Origin of the sequence: Halalkalibacter flavus (genome assembly GCF_036663575.1) — a bacterium.
GTDB lineage: Bacteria > Bacillota > Bacilli > Bacillales > Bacillaceae_D > Halalkalibacter > Halalkalibacter flavus.
In genome coordinates, this window is record NZ_JAWRVK010000041.1 from 1 (window position 1) to 20,890 (window position 20,890).

The window sequence follows — 20,890 nt, forward strand, 5'->3', positions numbered from 1 at the left end:
CATTTAAAGGGTTCTTGTTAATCCGGATCAACTGGAAATCTCTAAATGAGAGCTCTTAAAGATATAATACGAGGAGGTTCTTGATGAAAAAGTGGTTTATTATACTGGGAGCTGCGCTATTATTAATCGTTAGTACATTTAACTATGTTTTATCAAAAGGAGAATTTGTTATCGGGTCTTCCTCTTATCTCGCTATGGATGCTCCAATTGTAAAAGAAAGACTGCCGTTTTATTTAGGCTACGGTTTGCATTGGGGTGGTTTTGGAAAACCGACTTTAAACAACGTAACATTAATAAAGCACGATGGAACGGAGCTAAATGAAGACGATTTACAAATATCGGTCACTTCGATGATTGATGAAATGGGTGTGACTGGAGTGATGAACGAGGAAAGTGTAATTAAAGAAGGGTATATCAATGAATACCTACCTGTCGAAAACTATAAAGTAGACGATAACTTTCTGCTCGTCTTTCGGGTAAAACTACACGATGCAAACTATGAAAATAACATTAGTAATCTAATGATCGAATACAAAAACTTTGGCTTTCGACAACAGAAAACTCTTGAGTTCGAAGGTTTTTTTAAGGAATTAGATTAAAGTTTCAGTATAGTTATTGAATAACGAGCAGAAAAATCCAATTATAGTTACCTTTATACTATAATTGTTTATAAATGGTAGATTGGTATGGAGTAACTTTATTGAAATAGGGTGAGAGATTTTGGAGAAAAATGATAAAGGCATTCTCTATATAAATTTGGTTATTGGAACTGTGGGTCCCATCTTAATAGTATTAGGAATATTAAAGTATTTTGAAGCCGTTGGTGGGACAGGGTATCTTACTCCATTTATTGGATTTGCTGTAACGATGATTTACTTAAATTACCTTGAAGAAAAAGCAGGTATAATTAAAAAAATCATCTGGATTAAATCCATAATATCGATTGGAACAATACTGGCACTTATGTATTTTTTATTCTAATCATCTATCTTCTTGAACGAACGCGTTAGTAAAAAATCATGAGTTGCAATTGCAGCTCACTTTTTCTACTCCACAAACTGGAAAATGATAGTAAGCTAAAGTAAAGTTGATTGAAGAAAAAGATGAAAATTGGTGATTAATATGATTCGTACATATAGGTTAGAAGATAAAGATTACATAGTAAATTCTCACTATGATTTATACAATAAAGATTTTGGATACGATTTATCTTTTCGAGATTTTATAGAAGAAAGTGTTAGTGGGTTTATTGAGCGGGCAGACTCTTACGAAAACATTTTCATTTTAGAGATTGGTGGGAAACAAAGTGGTTCCGTAAGTATAAAAAAGGTTAATGCTATTACTGCACAATTGGGTTTATTTCTTGTTGAACCTAATGTTAGAGGTACTGGGTATGGACAGAAGTTAGTCGAAACAGCAATTAGCTTTAGCAAAGAAAATGGATTTGAGAGTATTATTCTCTGGACTAATAGCGAACTAAAATCAGCAAGGCGAATTTACGAGAGAGTAGGGTTTGAATTAAAGAAAACTCAAACTCAAATACTTTCTAATAAAGAACTTATCGAAGAGAAATGGGAGTTAATGTTAGTGGATAAAAACTAACCAAGTAAGTGTAGCGATTGTTCAGTACAAAGATACTGGTAATAGAATAACTCTCTAAGACGATTGCTTTCAAGTAATCGTCTTTTATATCTGAAAAAAACTGTGAAGTGATTTTTGGGGTTAAAAAAAGAAATAATAAAAAGAGCATATCCTGCTCTTCTAAATTGTAAAAGCAAAATGAGTTATTACATTTTGCTAAAATATTTGTTATTGTTGTATCCGATTCTTAATGAAATTTTTAGTTAATCTTTTAGAAAAAGCGTCGTAAAAGGAGAAGGGAAGTGATTAAGAAGAAGGGAATAAATATCCTTCTAAAGGGGGATGTTCGAAGGAATAATCCTCTTCGTTGATTAACCCCATCGATAATTCCTGTATGAATTCTACCATAAACATCTCTAACTTCAACCAACTGTCCTTGATACGCCATTGCCATCTGATCCATTAAATACGTCACCTCCATTTCAATAGGTACTATATAGTATGCTTTAGTTAAATGAAGGAGTGGACGAACTTCAAGGTATAAAAATACATTTTTTTGAACTGTACAAAAATGGAGGGATGAATAAATGGTAAAGGTGAAAATATCCTATTATTGATTCAGAAATTAATCGGATTGAAACAATCGCAAGTGAACTTTTAATACTAGGCAAGCCTGTTTCTCAAGAATTAATGGCTTCTGATGTAGGTGAATTTTTGGAGGATGTCTGTATTGTAATGCAGTCACAAGCTAATTTAGACAATGTTTCAATAAATTTTGAGGTAGCGAAACAACCGTTACTTTGTCATTGCAGTGAGCATCAAATGAAACAAGTGTTTATGAATATTATAAAAAATGCCATTGAATCCTTAGACAATCATGGGACTGTATCTGTTTCAACCTACTGCACTGACAAAAGTGTATTTATTACAATCGCAGATAATGGTACAGGAATTCCTGATGATATTAAAGACAAACTTGGGCAGCCATTTTACACGACGAAAGAAAAAGGCACTGGGCTTGGCTTAATGTCTTGCTATAAAATTATAGATGAACATAATGGGAAAATTGACTTTACATCAGAAGTCGGTAAAGGAACTGTATTTTCAATCGAATTACCATTAATAAAAGAAATCATTAGATAGGCTACTATAAATGATTTACCAATGAACGTGCTCGCATCGCTTAGTCTCGTTAATAAAGTCATAGAACATGGAACAATTCATCCGAAATGCGTTTTTTTTAAAATCAAAAATGGTATTACATAATCTATTTAATACTTCAAAAGAAATAAGAGATCCTTTATAATCAAAGGATCTCTTATAGGTACTATATTATAAACTATGAATATTTGCTATTTAACTAATTAATTACTATACGGGAGATGAGAGCTGTGAAGGACAATTTTCAGGTCGCCATCATCATTTCTTGTATAAGAGAAAGTGTATTCTACTTCGACAGGTTCTCCTCCATCAGCTGGTGTGAAATAATACACGCCCATACTTACAGCCTTATTTCCGTCAATGATAACCCCTTCATTTTCCCATTGCACATCTGTCCAAGGTGCAATAGCAAAACCACTATCCTCGGAAATATCTCCACCTACGAAATAAGACAAAGCACTTTCAAAGGTACCACGGAAACGTTCCTCTCTAGCTAAAGTTGGTTTGAAAAGAACATTGCCGATGTCATAACCATAGAAACGTTCGATATGCTCAGTAGCAGCGGCTTCATAGTCGCCACCCTCGCTGTAAACTTCCCCGATATGAACAATTCCTTCTCCCCAGCTTTGCTGAAATTCCAGAACTTCTTCCTCTGTGATTGCTTGATTAGCACTATATGGAAGGTGAGAGCTGTGAAGGACAATTTTCAGGTCGCCATCATTATCCTTTTTAAAAGTGAAAGTGTATTCTACTTCGACAGGCTCTCCTCCATCAGCTGGTGTGAAATAATACACGCCCATACTTACAGCCTTATTTCCTTCAATTAAAACCCCTTCATTTTCCCATCGTACATCTGACCAAGGTGCGATAGCAAAACCACTATCCTCGGAAATATCTCCACCCACGAAATAAGACAAAGCACTTTCAAATGTACCGCGGAAACGTTCCTCTCTAGCTAAAGTTGGTTTGAAAAGAACATCACTCATGTCATAACCATAGAAACGTTCGATATGCTCAGTAGCAGCGGCTTCATAGTCGCCACCCTCGCTGTATACTTCTCCGATATGAACAATTCCTTCGCCCCAGCTTTGCTGAAATTCCAGAACTTCCTCCTCGGTGATCTCAACTACTTCTTCTACGTCCTCAACTTCTGTTTCTTCTACAGGATCAGCTTCAGTTGCAGTATCCTCTGAGCATGCAGTTAGTAGAGCGACTGACAAAAACCCTACAATCCCTATCATTTTAATTTTTTTCATAATTCCCCCCACCTTATTATTTCAATTATGTTAACTGTATGTTAACTTATTTGAATAAGTTAATCATAGAGTAATAACAATGACAATAATAGCAATTACTTCCTCCAAATACAACCCCTTTTATAGAAAAAAAGGATATATTTGTATTAATTTAGAATCTTCAAGTTTTAAAAAATAAGATTTTGATAAAGCGTTTTGATATAATTTAAGGAAGAGTAAAAATTATATCACTAGAAAGATTTAGTGATTAAGGTGGGAGAGCGAGCCAATGCCTGATTTTAAGACAAGACTAAAGAGGCTGAGAAAACAAAACAATTTAACTCAACAAGAAGTTGGAGATAAAATACAAGTTTCTAAAGTTGCAGTTTCTGGATATGAAAACGGGATACGAACCCCAGAGATCAGTACATTAAAGAAAATAGCTGATTTGTTTGAGACAACAATTGATTATTTAGTAGGCTATTCCGATATCCCTGAGAAATCTAGCGATTATATTAATCCGACGACTACTCATTATCTTTCTGATATTGGGATACTCGAAGGTAAATATAAAATAATTATTGATGATAAAGAAGTTGACGAGGAGCTAATAAAGGAAGCTATAGATTATATTCGAGCAAAGCGGATTATGAAAAAACTATCTTCATAAGCACGTTATTCGATTTAAAATAAAGATCGGGAGCGAAATGGCTCTTAATCTTTATTTATTTAGATATCTCGCGTTGAAATAAACTAGATGCTATAAAAAGTATTGAGTATAAGGGGAATATGTTGTTGACATATTTATAAAGCTTGGTATATATTATTTATAATTTAATAATCGGTAGATGTTTATTTTCAACTTCTTAAATAATTAGGTCTTTAGCATTCTTTTAATATTTAAAATATTGACTGGATGAAAAAGTTTCCTAAAGTACAAGAATGAGAGAGTAATGTAAATCGGTATATTTCATAATCTAAGGGGGATTAGATTAGAGATATACCGATTTTTTTAAAGAAGAGAATATATAAACATAAATTATTATTCCAATAAAAAGGTAGCTCATCAAAAGACTTCGCTGAAGTTAGTTGAGGTGAAACCGACAATTTTCAGATTCAATGATTTTATATCATCATTGACGTTTGAAGTTGTCGGTTTTTTTATTGAGTAAATAACATTCAACCTAAGGTAAGAGAAGCTATTTCAAGATACGACTTGCGAGTGTTGATCCCGAAGGACGTTGGAAAAACTGGTAACCACTGAAAGTACTTTTCCAACTAAGTGACTTTACCATATTAAATGAAAAGAGGGGTAAAAATGAACAAAACAAAGGGTGCGACTGAATCTGAAATCAGTAAAGCTTTAATTCAATGGCAAAAAGAATATCTTGGCCGTGGTCCAATAGCTGTTAAAACAGATATTTTAAGAGATTTAGTTATTGTTATACTTCGTGGTATTTTAACTCCTGCTGAGTATGCACTGTGTAAAGATAAAGAAGGAGTTTTGTTGATAAAAAAATCAAGAACTGATCTCATTGAATCAGGGATAGAAGACCTAAAGAGATTGATTTTTAATATAACTGATGAAGAAGTAGTGAGTTTTCATACCGATGTTAGTACTAAAACGGGTGAAAGAATGATGACTTTTAAACTAGCGAGTAATTTGGAAAAAAAATATTAAAAACCTATTAAAAACTAAAAGAGAGGGGGAATATACAATATGCATCCCTACAAGGGTAGAAAAGCTGCCCTATCAACAATGCATGATAAACGACAAGCCATTGGTAAGCCTTTCAATGATCTATTAGGAGTATCAATTAAAGTTCCTGAAAAAATTAATACCGATCTATTAGGAACATTTTCTGGAGAAGTAGAACGTGAGTTTACACCGTTAGAAACTCTCCGAAAAAAAGCTAGAATGGGTATGGATGAACTTGGTCTTCCTCTTGGAATAGCGAGTGAAGGAAGTTTTGGACCACATCGTTATTTTCCTATGGTTGCAGAAGACCATGAAATCCTTTTATGGATTGATGACGAACGTGGTATTGAAGTTATTGAGCAGGAGATAAGCCTCGAAACCAATTATGATGCAAAAACAGTTACTTCTATTAATGATCTTAAAGATTTCCTAGATAAGGTACATTTCCCTTCTCATGCCTTAGTTGTTAGACCAAATTCAGGTTTTATTCAAGGTTTTACTTTTAAGGGATTAAAAAGATCTTCTGAGGTGAAGGAAGCTATTAACCTTTGTACTTCTGCATCTGCAGATGGCTTAGTTCATGTCGAAACAGATATGCGAGCTCATATGAATCCTACCCGTATGAAAGTAATAAATAAGCTAGCGGAAAAACTAGCTGTTCGATTGATGAACTTATGTCCGAATTGTTCTTGTCCAGGGTGGGGAGTAGTAGATGTGGTACGTGGATTACCTTGTGAAGCTTGTGGTCTTTGGACAAAACAAATTGCAAAAGAAGTATATGGCTGTCCTAGTTGCAATTTTAGAAAAGAAGAACCTCGTCAAGATGGTGTTACAACAACATCTCCCACTTATTGCGATTGGTGTAATCCTTAATAAATAAGGATTATTACAATAAATAGATTGAAAAAGGAGGTGTTGGTTTGGTAGCTATGTCTGTAACGGGCATCGAGAAATCTCTTAATATATTGTGAAGGTTTAGAAAGTATCAAGGTAATAGATTAATAATAAATACGGAGAATGTAAGGAGATTTAGTTTAATGAATAACAATACATCCAAAATTCGAAGTTCTGTTTTTAATGATATAAACCGTGCCCCAAATCGTGCAATGATACGGGCAATGGGGATTAAAGATGAAGATTTTAATAAACCTTTTGTAGGAATTGCTAGTACATGGAGCGAGGTTACCCCATGTAATATGCATATTGATGAATTAGCTAGAAAAGCAAAAAAAGGTGCTTTAGATGCAGGGGGAACTCCTTTTATTTTTAATACGATTACAGTTTCAGATGGTATCTCTATGGGGACAGAGGGGATGCGTTTTTCCTTACCAAGCCGTGAAGTCATTGCAGATTCTATAGAAACAGTTGTAGGCGCTCAGAACTACGATGGGGTAGTTGCAATTGGAGGATGCGATAAAAATATGCCAGGGTGCATGATTGCAATAGGGCGTTTGAATTTACCTGCCGTTTTTGTTTATGGGGGAACTATTAGACCGGGGAATGTAGATGGGAAGGACATTGATATTGTTTCTGCTTTTGAAGCAGTAGGAAAATACAATAACGGAGATATTGACCGTGATGAACTTCATAAAATTGAATGTCATGCATGCCCAGGAGCTGGTTCATGTGGGGGGATGTACACAGCGAATACAATGGCATCGGCAATCGAAGCTATGGGGATGAGTTTACCTGGAAGCTCATCAAACCCAGCAGAGACAGAAGAAAAATTAGAAGATTGTATAAAAGCAGGAAAAGCTGTTATGAATTTATTAAATAAAGGAATTACTCCTAAAGATATTATGACGAAGAAAGCCTTTGAAAATGCTATTACTGTTGTAATGGCTCTTGGAGGGTCAACCAATGCTGTCCTTCATTTATTAGCATTGGCTCATACAGTTGATGTAGACCTTAATTTAGATGATTTTGAACGTATCCGTAAAAAAGTTCCTCATATAGCAGACCTAAAACCAAGTGGTCGTTATGTAATGGAAAATCTATCTGAAATTGGTGGAGTACCTGCCGTAATGAAGTTACTTCTTGATAAAGGGCTACTTCATGGAGAGTGTTTAACAGTAACCGGTAACACAATAGAGCAAAATCTATCTGAAATTCAGCCTTTAAAAGAAGGGCAAGAAATTATCTCCTTTGACAATCCAAAACGTGAGACAGGACCATTAGTTATTCTAAAGGGTAATTTAGCTCCTGATGGTGCATTAGCAAAAATGTCTGGTTTGAAAATTAAAAAAATAACAGGACCTGCTCGTGTTTTTGATTCTGAGACAGATGCAACAAATGCTGTTCTAAATAATGAGATTAATCCAGGAGATGTCATTGTCATTCGATACGTTGGACCTAAGGGTGGACCTGGAATGGCTGAGATGTTATCAATTACAGCAATAGTGGTCGGTAAGGGTCTTGGAGAAAAGGTAGGTTTAATTACAGATGGTAGATTCTCTGGAGGAACACATGGATTAGTAGTTGGTCATATCTCCCCTGAAGCACAGGTTGGTGGCCCAATTGCATTAATTAAAGAAGGAGATTTGATTACAATTGATAGTGAATTACAAGAACTTGCTGTTGATGTTTCTCCAGAAGAATTTAATGAAAGATTAAAGGATTGGAGTCCTCCAGAGCAAAATTTAAAGGGGATCTTAGCTAAGTATGCTCGGTCAGTTTCATCAGCTTCCAAAGGAGCAATAACCGATTAATAGTATATAAGCAGATACAAGCAGGTAGAAAAAGAACCTATCGTTATCAAAAGTCCGGAATTGAGGTACAATGGCTCCGTGGTAACGCGCCGTGAATGTGTAATCCACTCCTCAAGGCTTTTAAAAGATGTAGCGACTTCGCTCATTGCTTCGGGGGTGTCTCATAGGTCAAAAACAGACCTTTGAGACATCCCCTTTTCGCTTGAATTTTATTAATTCCTATATCACTATTCAATTAATTAATTGAATAGTGTTTGTTTTGTATGATGCTAGTATAGTATGTATAGATTTACAGAGTTTAAGTTAGCACAAGTTTATCTTGGAGAAGTACTTTTAATCATGACGTGGTTGCAGGGTAAAATTAAGGCTATCCCGCAAACGTTATTCTTTAACACATAGTGTACTCTTGCAGAGGAGGATGAGAAAATGAAAATCATTATTTGTTATTTTAACTTCAACTATAGTATTATCAACAATGTAATCAATTGAATAATAAAGGATGATTAATATGGAAGAGCTTATTTCTTCTGTAAAAGATTATAAAGATGATTTGTATAAACAACTATAAAGAATTGGAAAATGTTTATAGTGACAAACGCCTTGAGATCTTAAATTTACTAGCTCAGGGTCCAAAAACTGTCCTTTGAAAAAGTTGATTTTTATCTTCAACAATTACCGAGAGATAAACAAGTTGTAGCTTATTATAGAGGGCAGTTCTGTGCTTTTTCAGCCATAGCTGCACAAAAAATGAAAGAGCATGGGTTTATGGCTTACCGTATGGCGGAAAGTCTTTATGAATGGCAGAATTATCTTGAACAAAAACAGTAATAGGTATGACTACTTTATAATGTCAGTAGGGGGGAGTAGGTGGAAGGAGGGGACGGACCTTATGCCTTCTTTTCGTTATGCGAAGGAAGCGCTAGATCTGTCCCCGTGTTCAGATTTTTTTAATACTTATAAAAAGATAAGTAAAGTCCCAAAAGCTAATGCTAAAAGGAATACTTGCCAGATTTGCCATTTGAATTTAAACAATAGACCAAGCATTACGATAGCAATAACAACACTTCCCCAATCAATAAAGACTTCTAAAGATAGACGTATTAGGAAACTAGCAATTAGACCAACAACTGCTGCACTAACTCCTGCTAGGTATAATTTTAGCTTCTCATTCTCTCTAATCTTATCGAAATACGGAGCACCTAAGAGCACAACTAAAAAGGCAGGTAAAAAGATAAAAAAGGTTGCCAGTGTAGCTCCCCAAAAACCATATGCTGCAAAACCAACAAATGCTGCAACCATAATTAACGGACCAGGTGTTAATTCATTAATAGCTAAACCATCAATATATTGTTCAGTTGTTAGCCAGCCATAATTATCAACAGCTTCAAATTGTAACAATGCTAAAACCGTATATGCTCCGCCAAAGCTAAGTGCACCAATTTTTAAAAATAATAGGGAAAGGCTAGTTGGTATCGAAGCGGTCCCTACTGAGGCGATTGCTAAAAATGGAAGACTGTTAACGCTGAATGCTTTATTATTAAATGAGCGAACTAGTATCATATATACTACTCCCATTACCAATAGTAAAAGGATTAAGTCAATTTGAGTAATAAAAGTTAAAGTTAACATGAAAAGGGTAATAAATATTTTCTTCCCGTCTTGTAATACCCCAAATTTGTTAGCTATTCGATAAAGACTAAATAAAACAATAGCAACCATTGCTGGCTTAACACCATATAATAAACCTTGAGCTATGTCAGAAGTTACAGCATACTGAAAGTAAGCCCATGCCAAGATGGTAATCAAGATAAAGTTCGGTAACATAAACCCCAGGCCAGCTAAAAATCCACCTAAATAACCACGTTGTCTATATCCAACATACATACAAAGTTCAGCTGCCTCTGGTCCTGGCAACATCCCACATACAGCAAAGGCATCTCGAAATCGTTCATTATCGATCCACTTTTTCTTTTCAACCGCGTGCTCATGAATGACTTGTATTTGTGCAGTTGGACCACCCCATCCCTGTAATCCAATAAGGATATAGGTCCAAAAAATGTTCCATAAACTAGGTTTCTCCATTTTTTTTCTCTCCCATTATAAATGATTATTTCTTTTTATCATTGCGTATAAAGCGTCATAAATAATAAATCCTTTTTCTAAAGCCTCATAATCATCCTTACTATTTAGGCTAATTCCATCACAAATAAAATCAAGACCGGGTGCAACAGGCTCTAAAAAAACTTCTTGTACCGTATCTGCTTCATCTACAATTAGAGCAATTTTTTTTAGGACGGTATCTTCTAAGTTGTAATCTTCTATGAAAGAATAAAATGAACATCGTCCATTTCGGTGAGAAAACTCTGCCCCTGGTATATCAAATCCCCTTGTATTATCAGGAATTTCTTGTTCGCCTTCAGGGATAAAAATAAATTCAGCTTCTTGATCAATATACTTTTTAATTAACCAACAACAAGCCATACGGTCTACTCCGATGTTTTCCCATGTAACCCACTTCATTTTAATTCACTCCTTCGTTGTATTATTTTTTCACGTACTTTTAATTCCAACGGGGAATTGAAATAATCAATTCTTTTTATCCGTTGGTATTTCTTTGCCAAAGAAACCAAATCAATGTTTTCTTCATCCAGTTGTTTTAGAAGTTCAATATAACCTTCATTGATTTGTTCAATGAACATCTGACTTATTTCCTTATCAGATAATCCAAAGTGAAGTTGTGATTCCCACATAGTGGCTTCTCCGCCTAAATCCTTAATCTCAACAGTTAACCATTGAAATTGTTCATATGTATAAGCATTTTTAGGTAAAAGCCATATAGCATCATGTAAATGAAAAGATCCTAAACTTTTTAGCTTCCTCCAGACTTTCACCCTTGGAGAACTAGGCTTTCTAGGCATTTTATAAGTGAGGTGTAGCCAACTAATCAATATTTCACCTCCTATTAATGTAACCACGGTTACATTATACTTTAATTTTAACTACATTTATAGAGTGGATTTACATGTCTTCTTCAAGTAAAAGAGGCAATCCTTGAATAAGCGTGGATTGCACTTCTTCTTGTTGAAGTAATGAGCAGAAGTTCTACACTAATGGGCGGCAATACTTCCCGGGATCCGAAAAGCGGTTATCGTAATTTTGACGGTCTTCAATTGGATAAAATAAGTCTCCTTAAAGCGATTAACCATCGGTTTTTAACGGATGAAAATGCCCGAATGAAGGAACGGTAAGTTTAGAAGATTTTCAACGTAAAATGTTTAACATTCTAAAAAAAGTACATATGCTGGAAATAGCTGAATCATCAAGAGACGATTGCTTTTAAAGCGGTCGGCTTTTCTTATTTGACTAAATACTGTGCATAAATAAAGTGGACAGGTAAATTATCCGAAAAAACGAACTGTATTTCTTGCAGTCCTTTTTTTATAGGTAAAGTTCATTTTGGCGGAGAGGTAACTTTCCCTACGTCCATCGTTGACAATTAATGTGCACTTCAGATATACTCATATACATAACTATATAACCATATAACACGGAATAGAGGTGACTCAAGCATTGAGTAAATCTTTAGATGATAAAAAGCCTATATTTATTCAAATAAAAGAAGTGATTGAAGACCAAATCATTAATGATCAACTAAAAAAGCATGACCAAATTCCATCGACAAACCAGCTCGTTCAGTTTTATAAGGTGAACCACATCACTGTTTCGAAAGGGATTAACCTCCTTGTGGAAGAAGAGATCATTTATAAAAAGAGAGGTGTTGGAATGTTTGTGGCGGAAGGGGCGAAAGAAAAATTGGTGCTACAACGAAGAGAAGGTTTTGCTGAGGAATTTGTCCTACCGATGTTAAAAGAAGCGAGAAAGTTGAAGTTGTCAGATAGTGAGATCGTGAAAATAATGGAGAAATTAAAAGGGAGTGTGAAAGATGACTAGGGAAGTGGAGGCGAAGAATATAACTGTTTCTTATAAAGAATTTCAAGCATTGAGTGATATTAACTTCACATTGGAAAACGGGAAAATTTATGGACTAATCGGTCGAAATGGTGCTGGGAAAACTAGTCTACTATCTTTATTAGCTGCATACCGAAAGGCCACGAGTGGGGAAATAAAAATAGATGGGGACAGCATCTTTGAAAATGAGAAAGCAGTAGCTCAAGTTACGTTCGTTCACCAAACAGACTATAAAGACGAATATGACACAATTAAACAATTTTTTAAACTAGCAGAGCGCTATCGTCCCACCTTTGATCGAAAATATGCCGAACAATTAGTAGAATTATTCCAACTTCCAACAAATAAACCACTAAGGAAATTATCAACGGGAATGCAGTCAGCTTTTAATGTAACAATCGGGTTAGCGAATAGAACTCCAATCACCATTTTCGATGAGGCATACCAAGGGATGGATGCTCCAACTCGAGAAATTTTTTATAAAGAAATAGTAGAAGAGCAAGCACGTTATCCTAGACTTTTCATTTTATCTACCCACTTAGTATCAGAAATGGAATACTTATTTGATGAAGTTCTTATTATTCACAAAGGAAAATTAGTAGTTCAAGAGGAAATGGATTCTCTCCTACAAAAAGGTTTCTCTGTTACAGGGGCGATTAGAGATGTAGAAGAAGTAGTCGCTGGACTTAATGTATTAAGTGAACAACAGCTAGGGGGAATAAAATCGGTAATGGTGTACGGAGAATTATCGAAAGAAAAAGAAGATGGTGTAATACAAAAAGGATTAGAGATAGGCAACATTTCACTACAAGATTTGTTTATTCAATTAACAAAGGAGGGGAATTAATATGAACGAAATGGGAAAGAAAATAGCTGTTGACCTATACTCGGTACAAATGAAATGGGTAGCATGGTACTTGCCAATTGTTTATGTTTTTTACTTTTCCGTTTTTTGGTTCCTAAACGAACCGGAAATTAGAACGATGTCGCTACTCACCTTTACGTTTCAAACAGCAACGATCTTTTTGCTCGTTTGTGGGATTCTTTCAAGCTTAGCATTCCTACCAATGTATGTGAAGCATGGTGTTACTAGAAAATCGTACTTTCAAGGAGCATTCCTTTCATCAATCGGCTTAGTGATTACTATCATTGGTATTACAGCAATTCTAACTTGGGTAATAAGCTTATTTAAAATGAACGTTTTCACAGAGGTTGTGTTATCAACACTTGGGATAAACAGTTGGTTATTGACTATTATCTCTTATATCATCGTCGTCATGATTTATTTTCTAGTTGGGTGGCTAGTTGGATTAGGATTTTATCGATATGGAGGTTCTGGCGGATTTGTTTCCATTGTGGTTGCTTTCGTAATAGTATCTCTTAGTGATTTATTATGGGCATTTAGCATACCTAAACCAATTATGGGATTATTTAACTTAGATATTCCAGTACCTCATGTTTCGATTGCTATTGTAGGATCCATTATTATAGCGGCGATATCAACTATATTAGTTCACAAAATAGTAAAAGAAACACCGATTAAAATAGCGTAATACTAATTGAGAATAGGTCAACCGGAAAAATGTGGCTAACTTTATATCACGAACGGGTGGATATGCTACTACAACGATACTGTTAAATAATAACCTAACTAATGAGACGATTACGTTCAATGTGATCGTCTTTTCATATTTGACTCATACTGAGCAATAATTAGCTTCATTTCGGCGACTTTGTGAAAGAATGCACTTAAATTAACGAGTTTACATACTGAGAGAAAGCACCTGATTATTTCAGGTGCTAAAGGATGTTGATGTTTGGATTAATAATAATAGTTCCACCTCCAATAAATGGTAAATATAATGTACGGAAAACATATAAACCATTTAGAATGAGGTGAAAAAGTGTATTTTTTTAAACCTATTTCTGATGAGGTTCGTTTATCTCAAATTATATTCAAAAAACATAAAAGAACGATGAAGCTCATATTAGGGTCTATTCTTGCTTGTATTGCTGCTATTCTACAGGCTGCTGGTGGCTTCTTACCAGGTATAGGATATTTTATAAGTCCGCTTGCCACTGCACCTATTCTGTTATGTTCCATGTTATCCATTCCATTTGGAGTAAAGTCCTATTTTCTGACAATTATGTTGTTATTCATCCTACAGCCAACTGAACTAATTGTATTTCCTTTTACAACAGGATTGTTAGGGCTTGGCATAGGCGCATCTTTTTCCTTTTTTAGGAAGAGATTAAGTATTATTGCTATTGGTACAATTCTTTTAATGTTAGGAATAATGAGTCTACTATTTATTTTTCACTTTCCAATTCTAGGTCCAGCCGTCTCTGATTCCTTTTCATTTCTTACAACTATAAGTATCTTTTTATTTGCTTTCCTTTATAGCTGGCTATGGGTTGAAATTGCTTTAATCATTATTAAAAGAATAAAAATGATTATAATTTAGTGATCCTTAAAAACAGTCCAGTCTCAGGAATCACCCAGATAATTAAAAGATCTCCAAGTCGTTGGGGGCGCCTATATAAAGATTTATTGGAATCAGCTCGGAAACTTATGTAACAGTAAAACAATATTTTAATGAAATCAAGGTGTTCAACTTTTAATATCTGGAAAAATTCAACCAAGGAAGCCTGATTCCTCCCTTGGTTTTAATTAGATTACAATTTAATCCATGTAAGAGAGGTATCAAGATTAAGTAGAATTTTATAGGTATGATTCAAGGAACTATTTCAAAAACAGTTCCTTGGTTAAAATCAGTCACATTCATAGAGCCATAAACCCCTAAATATAGTCTGGATTGATCCAGATTCGTTCCCAAACTAGTATAAAAGGCTGATTGAGATTCAAAATCATAATCGATTTGAATCACACTAAAATCATTTTGTTTGCCATCTGGTCTCACTCTGGTATAAGCTAAAGCCCCTCTACCATGAGGTTGAGAATCTTTCCGGGCAAAATCAGTAAACACAACATTTCCTGTTAAATCAGGGATTCGATTCCCCATATAAGGCTGAATTCCTGTAAGTGCAGTTCCTTCAAACTTATCGGGTCGGGGATCTTGATGAAAATAACTAGTTAAAGGCTGAAGACGACTCCCTGAAAGTGCTACTGATTCATTGTAAAAAGCAATTGTTTTCTCATCCAAAGACGGGTTATAAGTACAGCCTCTTATGGTCGAAGTAGGAAAACAACCTTCCCACCCCCGCCAGCCAAAGTTAATAAATCCTTCTTGGTCAGGCTTAGAATACATGAAAGAAGCTTGAATAAGCTGTGTAACCGGTATGGGTTTATAATGAATAAATGAAAAAATCGACTCGACTAAATCCTGTCCGACATTTCCCGCATATTTAATATACTGATTATTAAACCTTTGAAATGAAATGCCTGGTATATTGCGAACTCCTTTAGTAATTACTGTGAGCGTTTCCTGAATAGGTACGGGAAGTTCATTAAAACGTGTAACGACGGGTGGATTATTGATAAATGAATTCTTAACTACATCAATTTCAATTATTTTACCGGCGATCTCCATATCATCCTGGCTTAAATTAAATGGATCATAGCCTGATCCACCATCTCCGGTTGTTAAAACAAGTTTTCCTGTTTCAGGTGAAAAGTTTAAGCTATTGACACCATTATGATTAAAAAATGGTCTTCTTAAATTAAGTAATGTCCGCCGTTTTTGAGGTTGACCATTCGATTGTAAAATCCATTCTTCAACTGTATCTATATGATCATATTGAGTTTCTCTATTTATCCATTTTAGGTTTAAGGTTCTTGGATCACACGGATTAGGCTTAAAAAATTCAGGAAGAGCACCTGGACCTTGTGATCCAGCTACTGAATAATGAAGATAAAACAGACCGTTATAATAAAAATCGGGATGAAACGCTATCCCTAGCAATCCCCGTTCATCATATCCGCCACCAGAAGCACCTAGTTTTATGACTCGTGGGCGAATATCTAAAAAAGTCCTTATATCTCCGTTTCCAATGTAATAAATCTCTCCTACCTGGGTTGTAATAAATAATCTTTCAATTGAGTCACCTGGAAGAATAGTTGTTTTCAAAACAGTGGGTAAATTTATCTTACTTACAATGGGTCGTAAACGAACCTTAACTTTTTTCAATTAACTTACACCCCTTCTTATTGTTTTCTTTTATAAGAATATGATTAGAAAAGTTCTATAAGTACCATAAGAGGGCAGGGGAAAGCTCGCATTGCACCACTTTCCGCATTAAACCCTAGTCAAACTACTATTTTACCTAACCACCCAATCCTCTCCCGAAAATTAAATAAGTATGTAGTAAGTCATTATTTTCATTTGAATAAAGTAATCAAAAATGAAGAAAGATAGCATCTTTACAACGTAACAGTGTTATGTTACGTTATTGTTAAGGAGTGAAGACAATGGATGAAGAATTAATTTCTAAAAAGGACCTGCTAGAGCAAACGGACATTACTTACGGACAGCTCTATCGTTGGAAGAGAAAAAAGCTAATACCAGACGATTGGTTTATTAGAAAATCAACATTTACTGGACAAGAAACGTTTTTTCCAAGAGATAAGATGGTGGAAAGAATTAATAGAATTAAAGAATTAAAGGATACTTTATCATTAGACGAATTAGCAAATGCTTTATCTCCTAAGAAAAAGGACATTAACATATCAAGGAAGGATTTTATAGAACGAAACATTGTTTCGAGAAATGCTATTGCTATTTTTGAAGAGCAATTCGGTGATCTGGATACGATAACCTTCCAAACTTCGCTATTTTTGTATCTTTTAGATAAATCTTTGGAGACAGGAGAGATCGGATGGGAAGAAGGAATGCAAGTCATTCAAACATTACATGACCATTTTTCTAAGCTAGAGGAAAAGCGTGCGTCATTAGTGGTGTTAAGAAAGATGGGTGTTGTAACGGTGTTGCTTGTTACCAATCCCGATGACTTTTATGTTGATGAGAAAACCAAAGTGGCTGTTTTATTGGACATTGAAACAGAATTGAATAAACTACTGGATTCCTTAGTAACAGGGGGTTTTTAAATGACAATGAAAAAAAATAAAAATTTAAAGGTTATAGGAGAAGGAACCTATCCTGGTGGAGATTACGAAAAAATTAAAGTGACTGGACAAGGGGAAATTTCTGAAGATGTTTCTTCCCAAGAAACAAAGATTATTGGGGAATGTCGTATAAAAGGAATGGCGTCAATGGATCAAGTGCATGTAATTGGGAAGCTAAGTATAGATGAAGAAACAAAAAGTAATAGAATAAAAGTTATTGGTGAGCTAACTGCTAGGAAGTCGATGAAAGCAGATACGCTTGATATGAGAGGGTTTCTCAACGGGGAAGGAAATGTGGAGCTAGAAAAAATGAACCTTAAAGGGGGTTTTAATATCACTGGATTGTTAAATGTTGGTGATCTACTAGTTAATTTACAAGTTGCTCCAAGCAAGGTCGGCGAAATTGGTGGTGAGAAGATAGTAATTAAAAGTAGAAGTTTCTTGAAGCGATCTTACACACTAGAAGCAGAGGTAATAGAAGGAGATAACATTTATTTAGAATATACCACAGCAAAAATAGTTAGAGGAAATGACATTGAAATAGGTCCAAATTGCCATATTGAGAAAGTTGAATATAGGTCTACCTTTACAAGTAAAGAAAAAAATTCAAAAAATATATTACAAATTAATCAAATATAATAATTGGGGGATTTCATTATGGTTCAAAAATCAAAAGGGGACTTAATTCTATCTGGGCATAGTGAATCAGGTGGTGGCTCATTCATCAAGGTTGAGATCAATGGCCATGGAGCAATACATGGAGATGTAGAATGTAATGATTTTGAGTGTAATGGTTCGGCAAAAATAAATGGGAATATCACGTCTCAGCACGCTGTTATCAATGGAAGTACAAAGGTACAGGGGGATTTTTCTTCTGACGAGATTGAGATCCACGGGGATTTAACGATAGACGGACATGCATGTTTTCGGAAAATGGAAATCAAGGGGCATACACGATTGAAACAATCTTTAAAAGGCGACGACATTCTCCTCGAAGGAATGATTAAGGTAGCTGGCGATTGTGAAGTGGAGAAAGCAGAGCTTAATGGAGCTTTTACCATTGATGGATTACTAAATGCGGATCACGTTGAAATATCGTTACATGGGAAATCATCTGTGAAAGAAATCGGAGGAGAAGTGATTACTGTAAAAAGAAACCGGCGCCCCATTCTTTTATTAGATAAGTTGATTAAAACGTTGAGTAAAGAATTACATGCCAATATCATTGAAGGTGATGTGGTTAAACTAGAATATACGAAGGCAAAAGTTGTTCGTGGAAATACAGTAGAGATCGGTCCTGGATGTGAAATTGAGTTTATCGAGTATAGCAGTGACCTAAATGTATCGGAAAAGGCTGTCGTCGAGAAATCCGAGAAACTTTAAAAATTTAGACCATACTGATTAAATAAATAATCTATTCAAAGACTAATGCACAATAGTTGTAGATGATCATATACTTATCAATAAGGAAAACCGCGTGTCTAAGAATAAAGCGCGGTTTTCAATGCCTTATATTTTAAAATGAATTGGTATTAGCTAGTAATGGCATTAACTTAGATACTCATACTTGTTTCGATAGTTACTTAATGTCAATAGCGGCCAAATATATTTGTAACTATGATAATGAATATAAAACCCGCCGGGGAGTCCTGCGCCAGTAGGATAGTTTATAGTCCAATGGTTCTGGTAAATGTTTTCTAATAAATACGCAATTCCATTATGAATGGCTTCTGTTGGTTTGTCGTAAGCAGCAATCAACGCATCTAAGGCCCATGCTGTTTGCGAAGGGGTGCTTGCATGCAACGGAACATATTTGTTACGGATATCACTGTAACAAGATTCCCCCCAACCACCATCCTTATTTTGTATGGAGAGAAGCCAATCAACACCCTTTTTGATGGAGAAGTGGTTCGAGTCCATTCCAATTGCTTTCATTCCTGTAATGGCAGCCCATGTTCCATAAATGTAACAAATACCCCAACGTCCATACCAAGATCCATCGTCCTCTTGATTTCTTTGTAGCCATTGAGATCCTTTTTCTAATTGAGGGTGGGGCAAAAGAAGGTTCGCCTCGTTTCCTAAATACTCTAGAGTTCTTCCTGTTAAATCTGTTGTAGATGGATCAATAACAGAACGCCCCGCAGCATCAAAAGGGAAATACTTCAGTAGCTTTTTATCTGTATTTTTTTCAAAAGCTGCCCATCCACCGTCATTATTTTGCATTGATAAAACCCAGTCAAGTCCACGATTCCAACTACTTCTATATTGAGGATGTTCCGAAACCGTTTGTTTTAACGCTCTTAGAGAAGCTGTTGTATCATCTATATCAGGAATAAACGTATTGATGTCAGAAAATCCCCAACCTCCTGGTATCGTATTTGGGTTATTGAAGGCCCAGTCTCCATAGATCAAATGCTGGCGTAATAACAGATATTGGCTTGATTGCTTGATCATTTCATCAGATTCAGAAACACCAGAATTCAAAAGAGCGTGAGTTATTAACGCCGTATCCCATATGGTCGATGGTGAGTTCTCGATATGAAGAAAGGTAGTAGTTAGGCATACTTGATTTTTTATCCCATTTATAGCGTTTCTAATAAGCCGATGGTTTTTAGAATAACCAAGGGCAAGAAAAGCGAAAACCATATAGATGGTGGAGCTAACATAGCTAAATAGCAACCCATTAGGCTCAATCCGTTCTATGATAAATTTCTCCGCCTTCTTTAATGCAGAATCGCGTAATCGCTTGGGCAATTCTAAAAGTTTCTTTATTTCATCCTTTACGGTGCTTACAATAAATCTTGCTTCCTCTGAATCAAATTCAGTATCATTTGGAAAACGCTCTAAAACCATATCTGATAAATCAGGCGTTCGGCTTGTTTTGAGTTTGAAATTAAGATTAGATGAGATGAGCATTGCGGCAAAGTGTACACGAGTATAGCCGACCAAATCATAAAAGTTAATAGGGGAAGTACGTGGGAGAAGAATCAGTTCAATTGGCAATTGTAGATGCTTTGGCCACGGTATTTGACCAGTTAATGCGAGTATGATTTTTGTGAAGTTGCTTGTGTTTGTGAGACCACCTTGTTTTATAATAAACGCTTTTGCCTGTTTCATGTTTTCTGACTGCCTTTCAACATACCCTGAGTATAATAAAGCGAAGTACGCTTCAACTGTAGCTGATAAATTGCCTTCTTGTTCATCATGGTACAATTTCCAAGCTCCGTTTTTTTCTTGTTTGTGAAGCAGTCTTTTTACGAGCTGCTGAATAAGCCATTCTTCTTGATCATTTTCTAAAGACCTTAATAGAATAATTGTGTAAGCATCAGTCATTGGGCCACTTTCAAAACAGTAGCGCCAGGAACCATCATTAGATTGCTCGCTTCGCAGCGTTTGAATCAGTTCTTCGATGGCTGAATTTACTCGAATATTCAACTTATACCCTCCTTTTTAC

Annotated in this window: 22 protein-coding genes; 15 read left to right on the forward strand and 7 right to left on the reverse strand. The window is 35.4% G+C overall.

Annotation, left to right across the window (positions count from 1 at the left end; genetic code table 11):
* The first annotated feature begins 83 nt into the window (after positions 1-83).
* The 3 genes from SAY88_RS20035 to SAY88_RS20045 all read left to right on the forward strand — a co-directional run bounded on the left by SAY88_RS20035 (position 84) and on the right by SAY88_RS20045 (position 1,602).
* Entirely contained in the window at positions 84-599 is a 516-nt protein-coding gene (locus tag SAY88_RS20035; protein ID WP_332633923.1) for a hypothetical protein, read from the forward strand.
* Positions 600-720: 121 nt separating this feature from the next.
* Positions 721-981, forward strand: coding sequence for a hypothetical protein (locus tag SAY88_RS20040; protein ID WP_332633924.1), 261 nt, complete (start codon positions 721-723; stop codon positions 979-981).
* Positions 982-1,122: 141 nt separating this feature from the next.
* Entirely contained in the window at positions 1,123-1,602 is a 480-nt protein-coding gene (locus SAY88_RS20045; protein ID WP_332633925.1) for a GNAT family N-acetyltransferase, read from the forward strand.
* Positions 1,603-1,852: 250 nt separating this feature from the next.
* On the opposite strand, the gene SAY88_RS20050 is transcribed toward SAY88_RS20045, so the two are convergent.
* Positions 1,853-2,044, reverse strand: a complete 192-nt coding sequence (locus tag SAY88_RS20050; RefSeq protein ID WP_332633926.1) for a hypothetical protein — start codon at positions 2,042-2,044, stop codon at positions 1,853-1,855.
* 272 nt (positions 2,045-2,316) lie between these two features.
* Between SAY88_RS20050 and SAY88_RS20055 the strand changes: the two genes are divergently transcribed.
* Entirely contained in the window at positions 2,317-2,724 is a 408-nt protein-coding gene (locus tag SAY88_RS20055; protein ID WP_332633927.1) for a HAMP domain-containing sensor histidine kinase, read from the forward strand.
* 221 nt (positions 2,725-2,945) lie between these two features.
* Here the strand turns inward: SAY88_RS20055 and SAY88_RS20060 are convergent, their stop codons facing one another.
* Positions 2,946-3,998: a hypothetical protein gene (locus SAY88_RS20060; protein ID WP_332633928.1), complete on the reverse strand. Its 1,053-nt coding sequence runs from the start codon at positions 3,996-3,998 to the stop codon at positions 2,946-2,948.
* A 268-nt stretch (positions 3,999-4,266) separates the two neighbouring features.
* Here SAY88_RS20060 and SAY88_RS20065 point away from each other — a divergent pair, with 268 nt between their 5' ends.
* The 4 genes from SAY88_RS20065 (at position 4,267) to ilvD (ending at position 8,384) form a co-directional block, all read left to right on the forward strand.
* Positions 4,267-4,647 (forward strand): helix-turn-helix domain-containing protein, encoded by a 381-nt coding sequence (locus SAY88_RS20065; protein WP_332633929.1) that lies wholly within the window; start codon positions 4,267-4,269, stop codon positions 4,645-4,647.
* Positions 4,648-5,295: 648 nt separating this feature from the next.
* Entirely contained in the window at positions 5,296-5,658 is a 363-nt protein-coding gene (locus tag SAY88_RS20070) for a Na-translocating system protein MpsC family protein (RefSeq protein ID WP_332633930.1), read from the forward strand.
* Positions 5,659-5,697: 39 nt separating this feature from the next.
* On the forward strand, positions 5,698-6,549 hold the full coding sequence (locus tag SAY88_RS20075; RefSeq protein ID WP_332633931.1) for a DUF6671 family protein: 852 nt from the start codon (positions 5,698-5,700) through the stop codon (positions 6,547-6,549).
* Positions 6,550-6,713: 164 nt separating this feature from the next.
* Positions 6,714-8,384: a dihydroxy-acid dehydratase gene (gene ilvD / locus SAY88_RS20080; protein WP_332633932.1), complete on the forward strand. Its 1,671-nt coding sequence runs from the start codon at positions 6,714-6,716 to the stop codon at positions 8,382-8,384.
* A gap of 954 nt (positions 8,385-9,338) precedes the next feature.
* Here the strand turns inward: ilvD and chrA are convergent.
* From chrA to SAY88_RS20095, 3 genes are read right to left on the reverse strand one after another with little or no spacing between them, the layout of a single operon-like run.
* Entirely contained in the window at positions 9,339-10,466 is a 1,128-nt protein-coding gene (gene chrA / locus SAY88_RS20085) for a chromate efflux transporter (RefSeq protein ID WP_332633933.1), read from the reverse strand.
* A 15-nt stretch (positions 10,467-10,481) separates the two neighbouring features.
* The gene (locus SAY88_RS20090) at positions 10,482-10,904 is read right to left on the reverse strand and encodes a chromate resistance protein ChrB domain-containing protein (protein ID WP_332633934.1); all 423 of its coding nucleotides are present in this window, start codon (positions 10,902-10,904) and stop codon (positions 10,482-10,484) included.
* On the reverse strand, positions 10,901-11,332 hold the full coding sequence (locus SAY88_RS20095) for a Chromate resistance protein ChrB (RefSeq protein WP_332633935.1): 432 nt from the start codon (positions 11,330-11,332) through the stop codon (positions 10,901-10,903). Before SAY88_RS20095 ends, SAY88_RS20090 begins: the two co-directional genes overlap by 4 nt.
* A gap of 622 nt (positions 11,333-11,954) precedes the next feature.
* Between SAY88_RS20095 and SAY88_RS20100 the strand changes: the two genes are divergently transcribed.
* The 4 genes from SAY88_RS20100 to SAY88_RS20115 all read left to right on the forward strand — a co-directional run bounded on the left by SAY88_RS20100 (position 11,955) and on the right by SAY88_RS20115 (position 14,818).
* On the forward strand, positions 11,955-12,335 hold the full coding sequence (locus SAY88_RS20100; RefSeq protein ID WP_332633936.1) for a GntR family transcriptional regulator: 381 nt from the start codon (positions 11,955-11,957) through the stop codon (positions 12,333-12,335).
* Positions 12,328-13,200, forward strand: a complete 873-nt coding sequence (locus SAY88_RS20105; RefSeq protein ID WP_332633937.1) for an ABC transporter ATP-binding protein — start codon at positions 12,328-12,330, stop codon at positions 13,198-13,200. The genes SAY88_RS20100 and SAY88_RS20105 overlap by 8 nt, the downstream gene beginning before the upstream one ends.
* Position 13,201: 1 nt before the next feature.
* Positions 13,202-13,906 carry a hypothetical protein gene (locus SAY88_RS20110; RefSeq protein WP_332633938.1) on the forward strand — a complete coding sequence of 235 codons (705 nt, stop codon included), beginning with the start codon at positions 13,202-13,204 and terminating at the stop codon, positions 13,904-13,906.
* A 351-nt stretch (positions 13,907-14,257) separates the two neighbouring features.
* Entirely contained in the window at positions 14,258-14,818 is a 561-nt protein-coding gene (locus tag SAY88_RS20115) for a hypothetical protein (protein ID WP_332633939.1), read from the forward strand.
* Between the two features lie 270 nt (positions 14,819-15,088).
* Here the strand turns inward: SAY88_RS20115 and SAY88_RS20120 are convergent, their stop codons facing one another.
* The gene (locus SAY88_RS20120) at positions 15,089-16,501 is read right to left on the reverse strand and encodes a PQQ-dependent sugar dehydrogenase (protein WP_332633940.1); all 1,413 of its coding nucleotides are present in this window, start codon (positions 16,499-16,501) and stop codon (positions 15,089-15,091) included.
* 281 nt (positions 16,502-16,782) lie between these two features.
* Here SAY88_RS20120 and SAY88_RS20125 point away from each other — a divergent pair, with 281 nt between their 5' ends.
* The 3 genes from SAY88_RS20125 to SAY88_RS20135 are packed head-to-tail and all read left to right on the forward strand — an operon-like array spanning position 16,783 to position 18,819.
* Entirely contained in the window at positions 16,783-17,418 is a 636-nt protein-coding gene (locus tag SAY88_RS20125; protein ID WP_332633941.1) for a YhbD family protein, read from the forward strand.
* Positions 17,419-18,075 carry a hypothetical protein gene (locus tag SAY88_RS20130; RefSeq protein ID WP_332633942.1) on the forward strand — a complete coding sequence of 219 codons (657 nt, stop codon included), beginning with the start codon at positions 17,419-17,421 and terminating at the stop codon, positions 18,073-18,075.
* 18 nt (positions 18,076-18,093) lie between these two features.
* Positions 18,094-18,819 carry a polymer-forming cytoskeletal protein gene (locus tag SAY88_RS20135; RefSeq protein ID WP_332633943.1) on the forward strand — a complete coding sequence of 242 codons (726 nt, stop codon included), beginning with the start codon at positions 18,094-18,096 and terminating at the stop codon, positions 18,817-18,819.
* A 165-nt stretch (positions 18,820-18,984) separates the two neighbouring features.
* Here SAY88_RS20135 and shc read toward each other — a convergent pair whose 3' ends face one another.
* Complete coding sequence (gene shc / locus SAY88_RS20140) at positions 18,985-20,871, reverse strand: squalene--hopene cyclase (protein ID WP_332633944.1); 1,887 nt, start codon at positions 20,869-20,871, stop codon at positions 18,985-18,987.
* Between the last annotated feature and the right edge of the window lie 19 nt (positions 20,872-20,890).